Consider the following 18,511-nt stretch of genomic DNA (forward strand, 5'->3'; position numbering starts at 1 on the left):
TCCCGCAAGCGGAAGGGGAATCGAAGCCGCCCTTCCCGAACGTCTCGCGCGCGCGATCGCACTCGCGGGGCCGATCCCCGTCGCGCAGTATATGGCAGCCGCCAACGCGCACTATTACGCGACGCGCGACCCGCTTGGCGCGGGCGGCGACTTCACTACGGCGCCCGAGATCAGCCAGATGTTCGGCGAACTCGTCGGCCTGTGGTGCGCGGACCTGTGGGATCGTGCGGGGCGGCCGGACGTGGCGTGGGTCGAGCTTGGCCCCGGTCGCGGGACGCTCGCCGCCGACGCAGCGCGCGCGATGGCGAAGGCGGGGCTCGAACCCCCGGTCCATTTCGTCGAGACCAGTCCGGCGCTCCGCACCGCCCAGGCCGAGCGGGTCCCCGGCGCGACGTGGCACGACACGTTTGACACGCTGCCCACCGATCGGCCGCTGATCGTCGTCGCCAACGAGTTCTTCGACGCGCTGCCGATCCGCCAGCTCGTCAAGCGCCCCGGCACTGAAAACGCGTGGCACGAGCGGCTCGTCGCCGCGCAGGACCTGCTGTTCCTGCCGATCGCGGGCAAGCCGCTGCCCGACGCGGTCATTCCCGAGCCGTTCCGCGATGCGCCTGCGGGCGCGATCCTGGAGACCTCGCCCGCCGCCGTGGCGATCGTCCGCGGCCTCGCGCAGCGGATCGCCCGGCTGGGCGGCGCGCTGATCGCGATCGACTATGGCTATGAGGGGCCAGCGCTCGGCGACAGCCTGCAGGCGGTCCGCGGCCACGCGTTTGCCAACCCGTTCGAGGCGCCGGGCGAGCATGACCTCACCGCGCATGTCGACTTCACCACGCTCGCGGCCGCCGCGCAGGCCGAGGGCGCGGTCGCCTGGGGGCCGGTCAGCCAGCGCGACCTGCTCGGCGGGCTCGGCATCGATTCGCGGACCTCGGCGCTCGCCAAGGCGGCGCCCGCGCGTGCCGACTCGCTGGCGGCGGATCGCCGCCGGTTGATGGACGACATGGGGACATTGTTCAAAGCGCTCGCGATCACCGCGCCGTCCTGGCCGACCCCGGCGGCGTTCGCAGGGATGGGCGCGTGATCGCCTATCGCGACGCGGTGCCCGCCGACGGCCCGGCACTCGCCGCGATGGCGACGCAGTCGTTCACGGAGACGTTCGGCACGCTGTACCGCCCGCAGGACCTCGCGACGTTTCTCGACCAGGCGTTTGGCGAGAACGGGCTGCCTGCGCAGATCGGCGATCCGCGCTACACGATCCGCCTTGCCACCGACGGCGCGGCGATCGTCGGGTTCGCCAAGATCGGCCCCGTCGCCTTTCCCGGCGACTGGCCCGACACGGCGGTCGAACTCTACCAGCTCTATGTTCGCGCCGACCAGCATGGCGCGGGCGTCGGCCCCGCGCTGATGGACTGGGCGATCGATGCCGCGCGGGCTGACGGGCGGACGGAAATGATCCTCAGCGTCTATGTCGACAATGCGCGGGCGATCCGATTCTACCAGCGCTATGGGTTCGTCGAGATCGGCCGGTATGTGTTCATGGTCGGCGAGCAGCCCGACGACGATCGTATCATGCGGCTCGTCCTGTGATGATCAATAGTGCCGCAAATGAGCACCACCCCGGCGCAGGCCGGGGCCCAATTGGAAAGGTTGGTGTAACGATGCGCCGTCCTCTGTCAGCATTGTCCCCCATTTGGGCCCCGGCCTTCGCCGGGGTGGATGTGCGGGGAGATCGTTCGGCATGACCATCGACGTCATCCGCGCCACGTCGCTCGGCGGGGTCCGCCACGGCTTTCTCGGCCGTCGCGGCGGCGTGTCGACCGGCGCTTATGCGAGCCTCAACGTCGGCATCGGCTCCGACGACGACCCCGCCGCGATCGCCGAGAACCGCCGGCGTGCGAGCGAGGCGGTGCTGCCGGGCGGCACGCTCATCGGGCTCTACCAGATCCATTCTGCTGACGTGGTCACCGTGATCGCGCCGTTCGACGACGCGCTTCGTCCCCGCGGCGACGCGCTGGTCACCAACCGACCCGGCGTGGCGCTCGGCATCCTCACCGCGGACTGCGCGCCGGTGCTGTTCGCCGATGCGGACGCCGGCGTCGTCGGCGCGGCGCATGCCGGGTGGAAGGGGGCGCTCGGCGGCGTCACCGATGCGACGATCCTCGCGATGGAGGCGATCGGTGCGCGCCGCGACCGCATCGTCGCCGCGGTCGGTCCGTGCATCGCGCGCGCGAGCTACGAGGTCGACGACGCGTTCATCCGCCGGTTCTGCGAATCAGATCCGGAGAATGAGCGCTTCTTCGCGGATGGCCGCGCGGACCATTATCAGTTCGACCTGGAGGCCTATGTCGTCAGCCGTCTCGCGGTCGCCGGGATCGGCCGGATCGAGGCGCTCGGGCTCGACACGTACACCGACCGGGAGCGCTTCTTCAGCTACCGCCGCGCGACCCATCGTGACGAACCCTCTTATGGCCGCCAGATCAGCATCATCGGGCTGTAACGGGTCCCAAATCCTGCATCGCTCGTTTAGGCTCGACAGATCGGTCCGCGCCAGACGGGCCACGCAGGAGCTTATGAATGTCCGATACCCCCGATAATGCAGGCGCCATTCCCGCCGAGACCGAAGCCGACCTGACCGGCGTCGCCGCGCGAGTCGCGCCCAAGCCAGAGGTCGAGAAGATCGGCGGACGAAAGCTGAAGCCGTCGACGCTGATGATGGGGCATGGCTATGATCCGTCGCTGTCGGAAGGCTCGCTGAAGCCGCCGATCTTCCTCACCTCGACCTTCGTCTTCCCCAACGCCGCGGCGGGCAAGCGCCATTTCGAAGGCGTCACCGGCAAGCGTCCGGGCGGCGCCGAGGGGCTTGTCTATTCGCGCTTCAACGGCCCGAACCAGGAGATTCTCGAGGATCGCCTCGGCGTGTGGGAAGAGGCCGAGGATGCGCTCGCCTTTTCGAGCGGCATGTCGGCAATCGCGACGCTGTTCCTCGCGATGGTCAAGCCGGGCGACACGATCGTCCATTCGGGGCCGCTCTATGCGGCGACCGAGACGCTGATCGGCCGCGTGCTCGGCAAGTTCGGGGTGAAGTGGCTCGACTTCCCGGCGGGTGCGACGCGCGAGGAGATCGACGCGGTGATGACCGAGGCCGCGACCGGCAACGTCGCGCTGATCTATCTCGAAAGCCCGGCGAACCCGACCAACGCGCTCGTCGACGTAGAGGCGGTCGCCGCCAGCCGCGATGCGATCTTCACGGGTGATAAGCCCCCGATCGCGATCGACAACACGTTCCTCGGGCCGCTGTGGTTCCAGCCGCTCAAGCATGGTGCGGACATCGTCGTCTATTCGCTGACCAAATATGTCGGCGGGCATTCGGATCTGGTCGCGGGCGGCGTGCTCGGGTCGAAGGAGCACATCAACACGATCCGGACGATGCGCAACACGATCGGCACGATCACCGATCCGAACACCGCCTGGATGCTGTTGCGCAGCCTCGAGACGCTCGAACTGCGGATGAGCCGTGCGGGCGAGAATGCGGCGAAAGTCTGCGCCTTCCTCCGCCACCACCCGAAGGTGGAGCGCGTCGCGTATCTCGGCTTCCTCGAAGACGAGCCCGGCATGGAGCGGCAAGCCGACATTTATCGCCGCCATTGCACCGGCGGCGGCTCGACCTTCTCGCTGTACCTCAAGGGCGGTGAGCGCGAGAGCTTCGCGTTCCTCGACGCGCTGAAGATCGCCAAGCTCGCGGTGTCGCTCGGCGGGACCGAGACGCTGGCGAGCCACCCGGCGGGCATGACGCATCTGTCGGTGCCCGATGCGCGCAAGCAGGCGCTGGGGATCACCGACAACCTCGTCCGCATCTCGATCGGCGTGGAGGATCCGGACGACCTGATCGCCGATTTCGAGCAGGCGCTGGAGACGATCTGATCCTGAAGGGCCATCTGCCGCCTCCGTGTTCTCCCGCGAAGGCGGGAGCACAGTCTGGGTCCCCGCCTTCGCGGGGAAACACGATGGGATGGGGCAGGTTTTGGGGTGAAGTCGTCCGCCCGACCGGCTAGCATCGGTCGATGCCGATCTTCACCCCTATCCCGCAGGACGATTTCGTCGCTGCGATCCACGTCCTCGCCGCCAAGCTGGCCGAGGATACCGCCTGGACCCCCGATTTCATCATCGGTATCGGCCGCGGCGGGCTCGTGCCCGCGGTGTTCCTCAGCCATGCGATCGGCCTTCCGACGCTCTCGGTCGATTATTCCAGCCAGGTGAAGGATTTCGCGCACGAACCGCTGGTTAAACTCGCCCAGCGGACGCGCGACGGCGAGCGGCTGCTGTTTCTCGACGACATCAACGATTCGGGGCGGACGATCACGCACCTGCGCGGCGCGCTCGCGGCGGCGGGTGCGGTGGACGGTGCGGTGCGGTTCGCGATGCTGATCGACAATGTGAGCTCGGCCGAGCGGATCGAGTATAGCGCGCGGACGATCGACCGGACGGTGACCAAGGACTGGTTCGTGTTCCCATGGGAGGCCGTCGCGCCGAGCGCGGCGATCGCGGAGGATGCCGCCGAAGTGCCGGAGCGGATCGCCTGACCAGACCACCGACGTCATCCTGACGAAAGTCAGGACCCAGGGTAACCGACCAGTGTCATCGTGACTTAGGAGCCTGACTTTCGTCAGGATGACGGTGGGATTGTCACGCCCCGCCTCGTCGGTGCGGGTATTGCGCGGCGCAGACGAACAAAGGGCCGGCTTCCATACGGGAAACCGGCCCTCGCCCTCGATACGCTACGCGAGGGAACTGGGAAACTGGTTGGGCCTAGACGAGCGGGACGTCGGCAAAGCCGCCGTCGGTCGGGTCAGGCGCTGCCTGCCCGCCGTCCGTGCCGGCGGCTGGTCGGCCGCTTTCGCGGCGAGCACCGGCCCGTTGCCGGGCTTACCGCCGGCAATAGCGGGGGTTGTCCGACTTATCGATCGCGTTGCCCGCCAGACCGCCACCCGCTGCGCCGAGGACCGCGCCGAGCGTCCGGTCACCACGGCCGGCGATGGTGTGACCGAGCAGGCCGCCCGCGAGCGCGCCGATGACGGTGCCGCCGGTATTGTCGCAACCGCGGCGGTTGCGCGCATTGTAGCGGCGGTCGTTGCCGCGATACTCGCGGTAGCCACGGTCGTAGCCATTGTCGCGGTAGCCACCCCGATAGCCCCCCTGATAGCCATCGTAGCCACGCTCGTAGCGCGAGCCCCAGCGCTGCGCATCGGCGGCGGCGGGAACGAGGGCGGTCGCACCCAATGCGAGGGCACTGGCGGCGAGGGTAAAAGTCTTGAACATCGTGCGTCTCCCGTTGGGGATTTCGGCGGCGGCGGTGGCCGTGCGTCCATCCTCGATGAGAGGCTTATGGGTGATTCGCATTGAGCCGAGCCTGAATGCCTCCGTTATCCGCGGTTCATGCTTCCGCGGACCGCGCGGGGCCCTATGAGGGCGCGATGCGACGCCTGATCACTGCCCTGTTCGTTTGCGTCAGCGTCTGCGCAATCGTGCCGACCTGGTCGGGCGAAGCCCGGCTCGACCTGCTTGGCGAGCGTGCGCAACTCACCGCGACCCGCGTGATGCTCGATCGCACCAATCCGCGGCACGTGCGCGTCGGTGGGCTGACCTATCTTGGTGGTTTGGCGCTCGACAGCCGCGACCCCGCGTTCGGGGGATTCTCGTCGCTCGATGTCGCGCCGGCCGCGACCGGCAATCGCTTCACGTTGCTGAGCGATGGCGGCAACATCGTCCAGTTCGACATGGGCGCCGACTGGCTCCCGCACCGGGTCGCGTTCACGAACCTGCCCGCGGGCCCCGGGATCGGCTGGGAAAAACGCGACCGTGACAGCGAATCGATGGCGATCGATCCGAAGACGGGGCAGATCTGGGTGGGGTTCGAGAACAGCAATATGATCTGGCGCTATGCGCCCGGGTTCGCGCGCTATGAGGCGCGTGCGAACCCCGATGCGATGCGGGCCTGGCCGGGGAACGGCGGCCCCGAAGCGATGACGCGGCTGCCGGATGGGCGGTTCGTGGTCATCAGCGAAGAAGCGCATGCCCGTCCGGCGGACTGGTCCGGTTCGGCGCGGACACGATTGCGCACGCGGCAGGCGCTGATCTTCTCTGGCGATCCGACGCGGTCCGGACCAGCGGAGCGCTTCGCCTACGAACCGTATGGCCGGTCAGATCCATCGGATGTCACCGCATTGCCCAACGGCGACCTGCTGGTGCTCGATCGCGCGTTCCGGCTGCCGTTTACGTTTTCCGCGCGAATCTCGCGGGTGGCTGCACGCGACGTAGCGGCCGGGCGCATCGCCCGCGGCACCCTGATCGCCACGATCGACGCGCCACTGGTTCACGATAATTTCGAGGGAATCGACACGACCGTCGAGAATGGCCAGACGATCGTCTGGCTCGTGTCCGACGACAACCAGATGGTTCTCGAGCGGACGCTGCTGCTGAAGTTCCGGCTCGATCGCTAGCCGCACAAACGCCGACGGCCCGCCCTGCGAGGTGCAGGGCGGGCCGCGGTGTTCGTCTCGACCGCCGCTCTACTGAGCGGCAACCGACAACCGTCGCTGTTAGGCGGCGACTGCCGAGGCTGCGATCTTCTTGACGACTTCGCGCTTCAGGCGGCGAACGCGGAGCGACAGCTTGTCGTCCGAGGTCTTCACCAACCAGTTGTCGAGGCCACCATTATGCTCGACGGTGCGCAGGCCGTGCGTCGAAACGCGCAGCTTGACGCCCTTTTCGAGCGAATCGGACAGCAGCGTGACGTTCTGCAGGTTCGGCAGGAACGTGCGCTTGGTCTTGTTGTTGGCGTGGGAGACGTTGTTCCCGACCATCCGGCCCTTGCCGGTCAGTTCGCAAATGCGCGACATGTGATTACCTATTCAAGTGTCGGGAGGAACCCCGGAAAGGCGCGCGGATAGCTGGCACGCCGGCTTTCGTCAACCGATTCACGTAAAACGTGTTGTGCAACCGGCAGCGCTCGGCGACGTTGTTACGCTATCGAACTGTTCAAGAAAAGGGGATGTCTTATGCGTACGCTCTTGTCGCTGGTCGCGATCGTCGTGCTGGTCGTGGTCGGCCTGATGTATTTCGGGATCATCAACATCGATCAGACCCGCCAGGGCGTGGTCCAGGCGCCGAAGTTCCAGGCCGACGTGGCCAAGGTCACGCTCGGCACCGAGAACAAGACGGTGGCGGTCCCGACGATCAACGTCGAGAAGCCTGCCAACAGCCAGGCGCCGAACTGATCTTTACCTGACGGGACGGGGCGGGCAGGGCTTTGCGCCATGTTCCCCGTCCCCGACCCCATGCGCCGCGCGCTCGACGCGGCGCGCGATGCCGCGCTGGCCGGTGAAGTTCCGGTCGGCGCGGTCATCGTGAAGGACGGCGTCATCATCGCCGTGTCGGCCAATGCGCCGCGAACCCTGTTCGATCCGACCGCGCATGCCGAGATCCAGGCGATTCGCGCGGCCGCGCTGGCCTTGGGCAGCGATCGGCTCGAAGGGTGCGACCTGTGGGTGACTCTCGAACCCTGCGCGATGTGCGCCGGCGCCATCGCGCATGCCCGGATCGCGCGGCTCTATTATGGGGCGCCCGATGCGAAGGGCGGCGCGGTCGAGCACGGACCGCGGTTCTTCGGCCAGCCTACCTGTCACCACCGGCCCGAAATCTACGCCGGCATTGCCGAGACTGAGGCGGCGGGGATCCTGCGCGCATTCTTCGGCGCGCGGCGGTAGGTCACTTGAACTCCGCCTCCCGTTCGCCCTGAGCGCAGTCGAAGGGCATGCCCCAAGCGAAGGTGCTTCGACTTCGCTCAGTACGAACGGGGGGCGTGTGATCCTCCCCCGCCAGGGGGAGGTGGCGCCGAAGGCGACGGAGGGGGAGGACACGCAACAGCGGTTTCCCCTTCCCCCTCCGTCTGGCAAGGGCCAGATACCTCCCCCTGGCGGGGGAGGATTCAGGTTACCCCTCCAGGCTTTTCGACGCCTGCTCGAACAGATCCTTCGATAGCCCCGGCGTCGCCACGATCCGCTCCAGTTCCGCGCGCATCAGCCCGGCGCGCACCGGATCGAACCGCCGCCAGCGCCCGAGCGGCGGCAGGAGCTTCGCCGCGGTCTGCGGGTTGAGCCGGTCGAGCGCGACCAGCTGGTCGGCGAGGAACCGATACCCGCTCCCATCCGCAGTATTGAACGCGCGCTGGTTCGCACCGAACGCCCCGATTAGCGATCGCGCGCGATTGGGGTTGCTCAGGCTGAAATCGGCATGCTCGGCAAGGCCTGCGACGATCGCGCCGGTATCGTCGCGCGACGACAGCGCCTGCGCCTGGAACCACTTGTCGAGCACCAGCGCGTTGTCGCAATATTGGCTGTAGAAGATGTCGAGCGCGGTGGTGCGGATTGCCGACTCGCTGCTCACCAGCGTGGTCAGCGCGCCCATCCGGTCGGTCATGTTGTCCGCCGATTCGAACTGCGCGAACGCCAGGTCGGCCGCATCCTCCGCGCCGCTCGCGGCGATATAGCCGAGCGCGACGGTGCGCAGGCGACGCAGGCCCTTGCCCTCGGGCGTATAGGCGTAGGGCTGGCCGTCGGCGCGCGCATAGGCGGTGCGCCACTGCGTCTCGAGCTGCGTGCCGAGATCGCGGCGCAGCGATTCGCGCGCGCGGAAGATCGCCTCGGGATCGACGACGAGCATCTGGTCGCCGATGAAGCTTTCGGACGGCAGCAGCACCGCCTCGGCGACGAAGGCGAGATCGAGCTCGGCATTGTCGAGCGTGTTGGCAACCGCGGCGATCACGTCTGCGTGATCGGGCCGCCCCTCCGCCGAGGCGACCAAGGTATCGAGCATCAACTGCTGCATCGCCTCGTACCGCGCGAACGGATCGTCGTCATGCGCGCTGAGGAAGGCGAGATCGGCCGCGCTGCGATTGCTCTCGACCACCACGGGGGCCGAGAAGCCGCGGTTGATCGACAGCACCGGGCGTTCGGTGATGCCGTCGAACACGACCGTCTCGAGCGTATCGTCGAACAGGATGAGCCGCTCGTCGGTCAGCGGCAGGCCCGAATCGGCACCGAACAGCCGGACGCGGAGCGGCAGCACCATCGGCGACTTCACCGGCTGGCCGGGGGTCGAGGGGACCTGCTGGGCAAGCCGCAGCATCGCGCGATCGCCGTCCGGCGACACGCCCGTTTCGTACGTCAGGTTGGCCGAGACGCGCGGCGTGCCCGCCTGCGAATACCAGAGGCGGAACTGCGTCAGGTCGACCTTGCCGCCTTCCTCCATCGACGTGACGAAATCCTCGCAGGTCGCGGCCGTCCCGTCGTAGCGATCGAAATACAGGTCGGTGCCCGCGCGGAAGCCCTGCGGGCCGAGGATCGCGGCCATCATCCGGATCAGCTCGGCGCCCTTGTTGTAGATCGTCGCGGTGTAGAAGTTCGAGATTTCCTGATAGGATTCAGGCCGGACGGGATGCGCGAGCGGCCCTGAATCCTCGGGGAACTGCGACGCGCGCAGGCCGCGGACGTCCTCGATCCGCTTGACGGCGCGCGACCCTTGGTCGGCGGAGAAGCCCTGGTCGCGGTAGACGGTGAAGCCTTCCTTCAGCGACAGCTGGAACCAGTCGCGGCAGGTGATCCGGTTGCCCGACCAGTTGTGGAAATATTCGTGCGCGACCACCGCGGCGATCGCGTCATAGTCGTAATCGGTCGCGGTATCCAGATCGGCCAGGATGTAGCGCGAATTGAAGATGTTGAGGCCCTTGTTCTCCATCGCGCCGAAGTTGAAATCGTCGACCGCGACGATGTTGAACACGTCGAGATCATATTCGCGGCCATAGGTCGTCTCGTCCCACGCCATCGCGAGTTCGAGCGCCTTGAGCGCATGGTCGGTCTTGGGCAGGTCGGCCTCACGCACCCAGATGCCGAGCGACACCTCGCGGCCCGACATCGTCGTGAAGCGGCCGCGGTTGACCGCGAGATCGCCCGCGACCAGCGCGAACAGATAGGAGGGCTTGGGGAACGGATCGTGCCACGTCGCCCAGTGGCGGCCGTCGTCGAGCTGCCCTTGCGCGACCGGATCGCCGTTCGCGAGCAGCACGGGGAAGTGCGTCCTGTCCGCGGTCATCCTGACCGAATAGACGCTGAGCACGTCGGGGCGATCGGGGAAATAGGTGATGCGGCGAAAGCCCTCCGCTTCGCACTGCGTGCAGAGATTGCCGCCCGACGCGTAGAGCCCCATCAGCTGCGTGTTGCGATCGGGCGCGATCTCGACCTGAGTCTCGACGACGTGCGCCGCGCCGGTGAGCGGGATGACCAGCTGTTCGCCGTCGATCCGCCAGTCGTTGACCGCGACGCCGTCGACCGTGACCGACAGCGGCTTCTGCCCCGCGCCGTCGAGCCGCAGCGGGCTGTCGTGATCGCCGTTGCGGGTCACCGACAGCGTTGCCGTCACCCGCGTGGTCGACGGATCGAGGTCGAAATCCAGCTTCGTCTCGGGGACCAGCCATTCGGGCGGGGCATAATCCTCGCGACGAATGACGAGCGGGTGGGCGAGACTGTTCTGGAGATCGAGCATATCCTTGCGAATATAGGGCCGCGCCGATCTATCGCCAGCCAAAGCTTGGTTCGCATTCATCCGAACATTGCACCTCCCCGGCCTCCGCCGGGGAGGTGTTTCTCGGTAGGCAACGTCTTCGCCCGGGTGACCCAAAGCTTGCGCGGGAGTTGGTGCATGCTACGTCGCTGCAACACGTTCCCTTTGCTAGGATTTTCGGATGTATCGTCCCCTTGGCGCGCTCGCGGTTCTCGCGCTTTCTACGTCGGCGCTTGCCCAGACTGCGCCTCAGACCGCGCCCGTTACGGCGCCGACCACTGCCGCGTTGAACGCAAAGCTTGCTGCCCCGCTGCCCGCGGATCAGGCGGCGATGAAGGCGCATGTGCTGTTCCTCGCCTCCGATGCGATGAAGGGGCGCGAGGCCGGGAGCCCCGAATTCGACATCGCAGCGCAATATGTCGCCGCGCAGTTCTATGCCGCGGGGCTGCGTCCGGGTGGCGACGCGGGCGGCTATCTCCAGACGGTGCCGCTGGTCAGCTACAAGGCGGCGAGCAAGGGCGATTTCGTCTGGACCGGTCGCGGCCCCGCACAGCCGCTCGTGTTCGGTGAGGACTACGTCCCCGCCGCGAACGGCGCAAAGGCCGAAACCAGCGTCTCGGCCCCGGTCGTGTTCGTCGGCTACGGCATCGACGCGCCGCAATATGGCCAGGACGATTATAAGGGCGTCGACGTGCGCGGCAAGATCGTCGCCTATTTCGGCGGCTCGCCCGCGCGGTTCGGTGGCGAGGAGCGCGCATTCTTCGGCTCGGGCGGCACCAAGGCGGCGATCGCGCAGGCCAAGGGCGCGGTCGGCGTGATCACGCTCGAAAGCCCGCGCTCGGCCAAGGTGCGGCCATTCGCCAAGCTGGCGGAGTCCTATGCGACGCCGCGGATGACGTGGGCGAACCCCGACGGCACCGGCAAGGTCGATGCGCCCCGCGCGCCGTCGCTCGGCACGGTCAGCATGGCCGGCGCGGCCAAGCTGTTCGCGGGCGCAAAAATGCCGTGGAGCCGGATCGCCAAGCAGGCCGAGGGCGACAATGCCAAGTTCATGGCGATGCCGCTGCCCGGCACGCTGACCGTCGCCACCAAGACAAGCTTCGTACCCGCCGCCAGCAGCAACGTCGTCGGCATGATCCCCGGCAGCGATCCGGTGGTCGGCAAGGAAGTCGTCGTGCTCTCGGCGCATCTCGATCACATCGGCATCACCAAGCCTGTGAAGGGCGACGCGCTCAACAACGGCGCGCTCGACAATGCGATCGGCATCGCCAGCCTGATCGAGGAGGCCAAGCGCTTCACGGCGAGCGGGCAGGCGCCCAAGCGGACGATCATGTTCCTTGCCGTCACCGGCGAGGAGAAGGGGCTGGTCGGCAGCGACTATTTCACCAACCACCCGACCGTGCCACTGACCTCGATCGTCGCGGACGTGAATCTCGACATGCCGATCCTGACCTACAAGTTCGAGGACATGGTCGTGTTCGGCGCAGAACGCTCGACGATCGGCCCGATCGTGCAGAAGGCGGTCGCGGCGATCGGCGTCGGCCTGTCGCCAGATCCGATGCCGGAGGAGGGCATCTTCGTCCGCTCCGACCATTTCCGTTTCGTCCAGAAGGGCATTCCGGCGGTGTTCCTGTGGCCAGGCCAGAAGGGGCCGGGCAAGGCCGCGGTCGCCTATTTCATGGCGAACAATTACCACAAGCCGTCGGACGACCTGTCGCAGCCGATTATGTGGGATCAGGGCGTGCGGTTCGTCGATGCGAACTACCGGATCGCGCGCGAGATCGCCGATGGCGCACAGCGGCCGGTGTGGAATGCGGGCGATTATTTCGGGACCTTGTATAAGGGGCCGATGGCACCGACCGGGACGACGAAATGAGCAGGCTGCTGATCTTCGGGCTGGGCTACACCGCCGGGCGGCTCGGCGATCGATTGGCGGCGGACGGCTGGCATGTCGTCGGCACCACGCGCGACGGTCGCGGCGACTCGATCCGGTTCGACGATACCGACGCGGTGACCGCGGAGATCGCCGCGGCGACGCACATCCTGTCGTCGGTCCCGCCCGAGCATGAGGCGGACCCCGTGCTGGGGCGCTACGGCGCGCTTTTGCTGCGGACTCGGGCGTGGGTCGGCTATCTGTCGTCGACCGGCGTGTACGGCGATGCGCGCGGCGCGTGGGTGGACGAGACCGCGCCGATCGGCGGCGGCCGGCGCAGCGCGCGGGCGGCGGCGGATGCGGACTGGCTGGCACTTGGCGCGCGGACGTTCCGGTTGCCGGGGATCTATGGCCCGGGTCGCTCGCCGCTCGACCGCGTGCGCGCGGGCAAGGCGCACCGGATCGAGCAGCCGGGGCAGGTCTTCAGCCGCGCGCATGTCGACGATATCGTCTCGGGCGTGATCGCCGGGTTCGATGCGCCGGCGGGGGCGTATAATCTCGCGGACGACGTGCCCGCGCCGCAGAACGACGTCGTGGCGTTCGCGGCGATGCTGCTGGGCATGCCCGCGCCGCCGTTCGTGACGCTCGACGAGCTGTCGGCGATGGGGCGCGGATTCTATAACGAGAACCGGCGCGTGGCGAACGGCAAGGCCAAGCGCGTGCTCGGCTGGACGCCCGCCTGGCCCGATTACCGCGCCGGCCTGCGTGCGCTGAGTGCGATGACCAGCCCGATGCCCGACAGCACCGCACCGGCGACCGCCAGCGTCGACCAGTGATAGCGCTCGAACAGAGTCGATAGCAGCATCGCGATCACCGGCACGATCACGCCTGAATAAGCCGCCTTGGCCGGGCCGATCGCGCGGATGACGTTGAAATAGAGCGGGAAGGCGAGCGCCGACGCGAACACGCCGAGGTACAGGATGCCCGCGACATAGCCGAAGCGGGCCTCGAACACCGGCGGCCCGGTGGTGATCCACGCGAACGCCGCATCGAGGCACGCGCCGATCAGCATCGCGATCGCGAGCACGGGCGCCATCGGATAGCGTTTGGCGAACGCGCTGCCCTGGATGACGTTCGCGACCGAGGCGGCCATCACGCCGCACAGCGTCAGCACGATGCCGATCGTCGCCGAGCGCGGCCCATGCGGATCGACCCGCGCCTCGTTGACGAACAGCAACGCGACTCCCGCCATCGCCACCGCGCAGCCGAGCATCAGCTGTCGCCCGAGGCGTTGCTTGAGGAAGATGCGGCCGAAGATCGCGTTGGGGACGAGCAGGAGGGCGAACACCACCGCGACCAGCCCCGAGGTGACATAATGCTCGGCGCGGTAGACGAAGTTGAAGTTGAACGTGAACAGCGCGACGCCGATGACGGCGGCGAACGCGTAGCCGCGCGCGTCGAACCGGAAGCTCTCGCGCTTGATGCTCGCATAGATCGCCATCGCGATGCCGGCGACGAGGAAGCGGTAGCTGATCGACCAGCTCGGCGGCACCACCGCGATCTGGTCGCGGATGACGAGCCAGGTCGAGCCCCAGATCAGCGTGACGATGCCGAACGGGATCAGCACCGCCGCGCGGGTCGACTGGATCGGGGGTAGCGGCGGGGCGGGGGTCATAACTCCCGGATCGCGTCGGCGAGCAGGCCGACCGCGTCCGCCGGGCTGTCCCAGGCGGTGACGAGGCGGATCTCGCCCGCCGCCCAGTCGTAGAAGTCGAAGCCGCGCGCGCGCAGGGCTGCGGCTTCCTCTGGCGTGGCGCGCAAGAAGACTTCGTTCGCCTCGACGGGGTGGACGAGGCGGTCGCCGGCTGCGGCGGCGAGCGTGGCGGCGGCGTCGTTCGCAGCGCTGGCGGTGGCGAGCCAGAGATCGTCGTCGAGCATCGCCAGGATCTGTGCCGCGAGATAGCGCCCCTTCGACAGCAGCAGGCCCGCGCGCTTGCGGCGGTATTGCGTGACGGCGGCGAGGTCGGGCTTGAAGAAGACCAGCGCCTCCGCGCTCATCGCGCCGTTCTTGACGAAGCCGAAGCTGAGCGCGTCGACGCCGGCGCGCCACGTCATGTCGGCGGGCGAGCAGCCGACCCGCGCCATCGCATTGGCGAACCGCGCGCCGTCCATGTGGAAGCCGAGCCCGCGCTCCTTTGCCAGCGCGCCGATCGCGGCGACCTCGTGCGGCTGGTAGACGCGGCCATATTCGGTGGCGTTGGTGATCGAGATTGCGTGCGGCTGGACGCGGTGGACGTCGTCGGGGATCGCATCGAGGACAGTCCGGATCGTCTCGGGCGTCAGCTTCGCGCCGATGCCGTCGGCGAGGAAGAGCTTCGCGCCGTGGGTGTAGAATTCGGGTGCGCCGCCCTCGTCGTTCTGGATGTGCGCGTCGCGGTGGCAGACGATCCCGCCATGCGGGGGGCAGAGCGCGGCGAGCGCGAGGCAGTTGGCCGCGGTGCCGGTCGGGACCCAGAGCACCGCGACCTCAGCTTCAAACAGCGCGGAGAGGCGGCCATCGAGCTTCTGGCTCCACGCATCGCCGGCATAGGCGGTGTCGAGCGTGTCGGCGGCGGCCATCGCGGCCATAACTTGGGGATGGATCGTGGCGGCGTTGTCGGAGAAAAAGCGCATGGGGAGGACATGCTGCGATGCAGTGATGGCGTCAACGGGGAGGCTGCGTGCCGCGGTGCGATCCGAGCGTCCCCTCCACCCCGGCGAAGGCCGGGGCCCAACTGGGGGCGGTAGGTAACGAAGGACTGCGAGCCGTTACTGCAACCTTTCCACTTGGACCCCGGCCTCCGCCGGGGTGGTGGTGTTTGCGGAACTACTGCTCCCCGTCATACCCCTGCTCGTCCTCGGGCGGGCGGCGATCGTCGCGGGGCGGCGGGCCCTGCTCGCGGTCGCGGCGCGAGGGGCCGACCGAGATCGTACCGTCCTCGCCCATCTTCAGGTTGAAGCCCATCCCTTCGATCTCGCCGCCCAGCGGCAACACGGAGTTGTCTTCCTCGTCCGCCGGCAGCGCGTCCGGATCGACCTCCTCGACCGCGGGTGGCGGCGCGACGACGGGCGCGATGCCCAGCGCGGACTGCATGAAGTCGCGCCAGATCCGCGCCGGGATGCCGCCACCCGACAGCCCGGGGTTCGAGCTGTTGTCGTCGTTGCCGACCCACACGCCGACCACGAGGTCGCGCGCGAAGCCGACGAACAGCGCGTCCTTGTTGTCCGAGGTCGTGCCGGTTTTGCCGAACGCATCGACCGTCAGGTTCGCCTGCCGCCCGGTGCCGTTCCGGATCGATGCGGCGAGCAGATCGAGCATCTCGTCATGGATCTTCGACGGGATCTCGGTCGCGCCGCCGGTCAGCGACTGGTACCAGCCCTTCTCGCGCACGTCGGCGAGGCCGCGCGGCTGCACCGGATATTGCTCGCGCGCGATCGCGGCATAGGCGGCGGTCAGTTCGAGCAGCGACACGGTCGAGGTGCCGAGGCCGATCGTCGCCTCGCTCGGGATCGGCGTCGAGATGCCGAGATCGCGCGCCGCCTTGATCACCGCCTTGACGCCGACCTGCTGCGTCAGCCGCGCCGCCGCGACGTTGGACGAGCGCGCAAACGCCTGGCGCAGCGTGATCGTCCCCTGATAACGGCCGTCGCTGTTCTTGGGCGTCCAGTCGCCGATCGTCACCGGGCGGTCCTCGATCGTCGAATCGGGCGTCAGGCCCGAACGCATCGCCGCCAGATAGACGAACAGCTTGAAGGTCGAGCCGGGCTGGCGCCGCGCCTGCGTCGCGCGGTTGAACGGGCTCTTGCGGTAGTCCTTGCCGCCGATCATCGCGACGACTCGGCCATCCGGGCGCATCGCCACAAGCGCGACCTGCGCCTGCCGCAGCCCCGCGCGTGCGACGGTACGCTCCGCCGCGCGCTGCAATCTCGGATCGAGCGTGGTCTGGACGGTCGCCTCGGTCTTGATCTCGCCCGCCTGGTCGCGCGCCTCGGGGAGGATCCAGTCGGCGAAATAGGTGCCGTTGGGCAGTTGCGACGGGCGGCTGCCGAGCACGCGCTGCGGCCGGACGGCGTCGCCCTCCGCCTTCGTGAGGAAGCCCGCATCGACCATCGCACCGACCACGACGGCTTCGCGCTTGCGCGCGCCTTCGAGATTCGAGGTGGGGGCGAGACGCGACGGTGCCTTGACGAGACCCGCCAGCATTGCCGCCTGGCCGACGTTGAGCTTGTCGGGGGTGCGGCCGAAATAATGCTTGGCCGCCGCGCTGATCCCGTAGGTGTTGTCGCCGAAATAGACGTTCGACAGGTAGCGCGAGAGAATCTCGTCCTTCGACAGCCATGCCTCGAGCCAGAACGCGATCATCGCCTCGCGGATTTTGCGCGTCGCGGTGCGGTCCGAATCGAGGAACGCGTTCTTCGCGAGCTGTTGCGTGATCGTCGAGCCGCCCTGGCGCACGCCGCCCGAGCCCATGTTCGCCCACGCCGCGCGCGCGATACCGCGCGGATCGACGCCCCAGTGCGAGTAGAATCGCCGATCCTCGATCGCGAGGAACGCCTGCGTCACGTGCGGCGGCAGCTTGGCCGCATCGACCGACTTGCCGATGATCGCGCCGCGCCGCGCGATCGGCGTGCCGTCGTCCGCGGTGAGCGTGATCGAGGGCGGCGTCGGCGGCTGGAGCGATTTCGACAGCGGCGCGGTGATCGCCAGCCAGATGATCGCGATCACCAGCAGGATGATGCCGATGCCGAGCCCGCGCAGGATCCACCGGCCGATCGGACGCTTGCGGCGGGGGGCGGCATAGGGCGGCGGCGCGTCGCGATCGTCATACGGCTCGAACGCGTCACCATCGCGCTCGCGCTCGTATTTCTGGCGGAGGCGTTCGCGTTCGGTGCTCAGCCGTTCGCGTTCATAGGCATAGGGCTCTCGGTCACCCTGCGAGCCGGCGCTGGAACGGTTGGTATCGAAGGGATCGGGGCGCATCGGTCGTTCCAGCGGGTCGGCCAAGCGGCGGACATCAAGTGTATTAGCGTTCTACGACAGTTCGGGCAAGACTGTGCCCACGTCCGGCGTATGGCCATGCTTAACGTGTACGGGGGCTTAGCGACAGCGTCCGCGAGCCGGAACGGCGCGAAGGCCTGTTGTCATCGCGCGGCGAAACGGGGAAGAGCATGTCGATGACGTTCGAACAGGATGAAACCGTGGCCGCTTCCGAGACTTTCCCGCTGGTCGTTGGCATCGGTGGCACGATCGGCGGCGTGTCGTCGACCGAGCGCGCGCTCCGGATCGCGCTCGATGCGGTCGAAAAGCAGGGCTATCGCACGCAGATGTTCGGTGGCGCCGACATGGCGCGGCTGCCGCTCTACGATCCCAAGGCGACGACGCGGACTGCGGACGAGCGAGCATTCGTCGAGGCCGTGCGCGGAGCATCCGCGGTGATCATCGCCAGCCCAGGCTATCACGGCAGCATCTCGGGCGTGGTGAAAAACGCGCTCGACCTGCTCGAGGAAACCGCGCGCGACGGGCGGCCGTATCTGGCCGACATGCCGGTCGGGCTGATCGCCACCGCCTATGGCTGGCAGGCGACGGGCAGCACGATCGCGGCGCTCCGCTCGATCGTCCACGCGCTGCGCGGCTGGCCGACCCCGTTTGCGGCGGCAATCAACACGCAGGTCACGAAGTTCGACGACGAGGGCGGGGCAAACGACCCCGCGGTGATCGAGCAGTTGCGACTGGTCGGCCACCAGGTCGCCCGGTTCGCGCCGCTGTCCGAGCCGGCGAACTAACAGGGCCGCACTCTTCCCCGTTCCTGAGCGAAGTCGAAGGATGTGCCCCAAGCGCGGGTGCTTCGACTTCGCTCAGCACGAACGGAATTTTGCGCGGTGGATGCGACGTCCGTCGTGTCGGCGAACGCGTCGGTGAGTCCTACAATCCTCCCCCGCCAGGGGGAGGTGGCAGGCGTCAGCCTGACGGAGGGGGTGGGAAGGGCA

Annotated in this window: 17 protein-coding genes; 11 read left to right on the forward strand and 6 right to left on the reverse strand. The window is 68.0% G+C overall.

Annotated elements, in window-relative coordinates; genetic code table 11:
- Nucleotides 1-19 precede the first annotated feature (19 nt).
- From ASE88_RS09155 to ASE88_RS09175, 5 genes are all read left to right on the forward strand, one after another.
- Complete coding sequence (locus ASE88_RS09155) at nucleotides 20-1,078, forward strand: class I SAM-dependent methyltransferase (RefSeq protein WP_082466575.1); 1,059 nt, start codon at nucleotides 20-22, stop codon at nucleotides 1,076-1,078.
- Nucleotides 1,075-1,584, forward strand: coding sequence for a GNAT family N-acetyltransferase (locus ASE88_RS09160; protein ID WP_055874146.1), 510 nt, complete (start codon nucleotides 1,075-1,077; stop codon nucleotides 1,582-1,584). Before ASE88_RS09155 ends, ASE88_RS09160 begins: the two co-directional genes overlap by 4 nt.
- A gap of 151 nt (nucleotides 1,585-1,735) precedes the next feature.
- Nucleotides 1,736-2,494, forward strand: coding sequence for a peptidoglycan editing factor PgeF (gene pgeF, locus ASE88_RS09165; RefSeq protein ID WP_056477662.1), 759 nt, complete (start codon nucleotides 1,736-1,738; stop codon nucleotides 2,492-2,494).
- A gap of 77 nt (nucleotides 2,495-2,571) precedes the next feature.
- Nucleotides 2,572-3,918, forward strand: a complete 1,347-nt coding sequence (locus ASE88_RS09170; RefSeq protein WP_056477663.1) for a cystathionine gamma-synthase family protein — start codon at nucleotides 2,572-2,574, stop codon at nucleotides 3,916-3,918.
- Nucleotides 3,919-4,058: 140 nt separating this feature from the next.
- Nucleotides 4,059-4,577 carry a phosphoribosyltransferase gene (locus ASE88_RS09175; RefSeq protein WP_056477665.1) on the forward strand — a complete coding sequence of 173 codons (519 nt, stop codon included), beginning with the start codon at nucleotides 4,059-4,061 and terminating at the stop codon, nucleotides 4,575-4,577.
- A gap of 343 nt (nucleotides 4,578-4,920) precedes the next feature.
- Here the strand turns inward: ASE88_RS09175 and ASE88_RS09180 are convergent, their stop codons facing one another.
- Nucleotides 4,921-5,313 (reverse strand): glycine zipper 2TM domain-containing protein, encoded by a 393-nt coding sequence (locus ASE88_RS09180; protein ID WP_055875347.1) that lies wholly within the window; start codon nucleotides 5,311-5,313, stop codon nucleotides 4,921-4,923.
- Between the two features lie 155 nt (nucleotides 5,314-5,468).
- Between ASE88_RS09180 and ASE88_RS09185 the strand changes: the two genes are divergently transcribed.
- On the forward strand, nucleotides 5,469-6,494 hold the full coding sequence (locus ASE88_RS09185; protein WP_055874134.1) for an esterase-like activity of phytase family protein: 1,026 nt from the start codon (nucleotides 5,469-5,471) through the stop codon (nucleotides 6,492-6,494).
- Nucleotides 6,495-6,593: 99 nt separating this feature from the next.
- Here the strand turns inward: ASE88_RS09185 and rpmB are convergent, their stop codons facing one another.
- Nucleotides 6,594-6,893, reverse strand: a complete 300-nt coding sequence (rpmB, locus tag ASE88_RS09190) for a 50S ribosomal protein L28 (protein ID WP_055874131.1) — start codon at nucleotides 6,891-6,893, stop codon at nucleotides 6,594-6,596.
- Nucleotides 6,894-7,052: 159 nt separating this feature from the next.
- On the opposite strand from rpmB, the gene ASE88_RS09195 reads away from it, so the two are divergent.
- Nucleotides 7,053-7,271 (forward strand): hypothetical protein, encoded by a 219-nt coding sequence (locus ASE88_RS09195; protein ID WP_055874129.1) that lies wholly within the window; start codon nucleotides 7,053-7,055, stop codon nucleotides 7,269-7,271.
- A gap of 60 nt (nucleotides 7,272-7,331) precedes the next feature.
- On the forward strand, nucleotides 7,332-7,760 hold the full coding sequence (locus tag ASE88_RS09200) for a nucleoside deaminase (RefSeq protein WP_056479288.1): 429 nt from the start codon (nucleotides 7,332-7,334) through the stop codon (nucleotides 7,758-7,760).
- Between the two features lie 226 nt (nucleotides 7,761-7,986).
- Here the strand turns inward: ASE88_RS09200 and pepN are convergent, their stop codons facing one another.
- The gene (pepN, locus tag ASE88_RS09205; RefSeq protein WP_056477667.1) at nucleotides 7,987-10,593 is read right to left on the reverse strand and encodes an aminopeptidase N; all 2,607 of its coding nucleotides are present in this window, start codon (nucleotides 10,591-10,593) and stop codon (nucleotides 7,987-7,989) included.
- Between the two features lie 199 nt (nucleotides 10,594-10,792).
- Here pepN and ASE88_RS09210 point away from each other — a divergent pair, with 199 nt between their 5' ends.
- Entirely contained in the window at nucleotides 10,793-12,487 is a 1,695-nt protein-coding gene (locus tag ASE88_RS09210) for a M28 family metallopeptidase (RefSeq protein WP_056477670.1), read from the forward strand.
- Nucleotides 12,484-13,320 (forward strand): hypothetical protein, encoded by an 837-nt coding sequence (locus tag ASE88_RS09215; protein WP_056477672.1) that lies wholly within the window; start codon nucleotides 12,484-12,486, stop codon nucleotides 13,318-13,320. The genes ASE88_RS09210 and ASE88_RS09215 overlap by 4 nt, the downstream gene beginning before the upstream one ends.
- On the opposite strand, the gene ASE88_RS09220 is transcribed toward ASE88_RS09215, so the two are convergent.
- From ASE88_RS09220 to ASE88_RS09230, 3 genes are all read right to left on the reverse strand, one after another.
- Nucleotides 13,233-14,159: a DMT family transporter gene (locus ASE88_RS09220; protein WP_055874112.1), complete on the reverse strand. Its 927-nt coding sequence runs from the start codon at nucleotides 14,157-14,159 to the stop codon at nucleotides 13,233-13,235. The two genes, ASE88_RS09215 and ASE88_RS09220, sit on opposite strands and share 88 nt — an antisense overlap.
- Nucleotides 14,156-15,157 carry a threonine aldolase family protein gene (locus ASE88_RS09225; RefSeq protein ID WP_056477673.1) on the reverse strand — a complete coding sequence of 334 codons (1,002 nt, stop codon included), beginning with the start codon at nucleotides 15,155-15,157 and terminating at the stop codon, nucleotides 14,156-14,158. Before ASE88_RS09225 ends, ASE88_RS09220 begins: the two co-directional genes overlap by 4 nt.
- 193 nt (nucleotides 15,158-15,350) lie before the next feature.
- Entirely contained in the window at nucleotides 15,351-17,504 is a 2,154-nt protein-coding gene (locus tag ASE88_RS09230; protein WP_082466424.1) for a PBP1A family penicillin-binding protein, read from the reverse strand.
- A 194-nt stretch (nucleotides 17,505-17,698) separates the two neighbouring features.
- Between ASE88_RS09230 and ASE88_RS09235 the strand changes: the two genes are divergently transcribed.
- Nucleotides 17,699-18,307, forward strand: coding sequence for an NADPH-dependent FMN reductase (locus ASE88_RS09235; RefSeq protein WP_056479291.1), 609 nt, complete (start codon nucleotides 17,699-17,701; stop codon nucleotides 18,305-18,307).
- Nucleotides 18,308-18,511 lie beyond the last annotated feature (204 nt).

Origin of the sequence: Sphingomonas sp. Leaf38 (assembly GCF_001421825.1) — a bacterium.
Taxonomy (GTDB): domain Bacteria; phylum Pseudomonadota; class Alphaproteobacteria; order Sphingomonadales; family Sphingomonadaceae; genus Sphingomonas.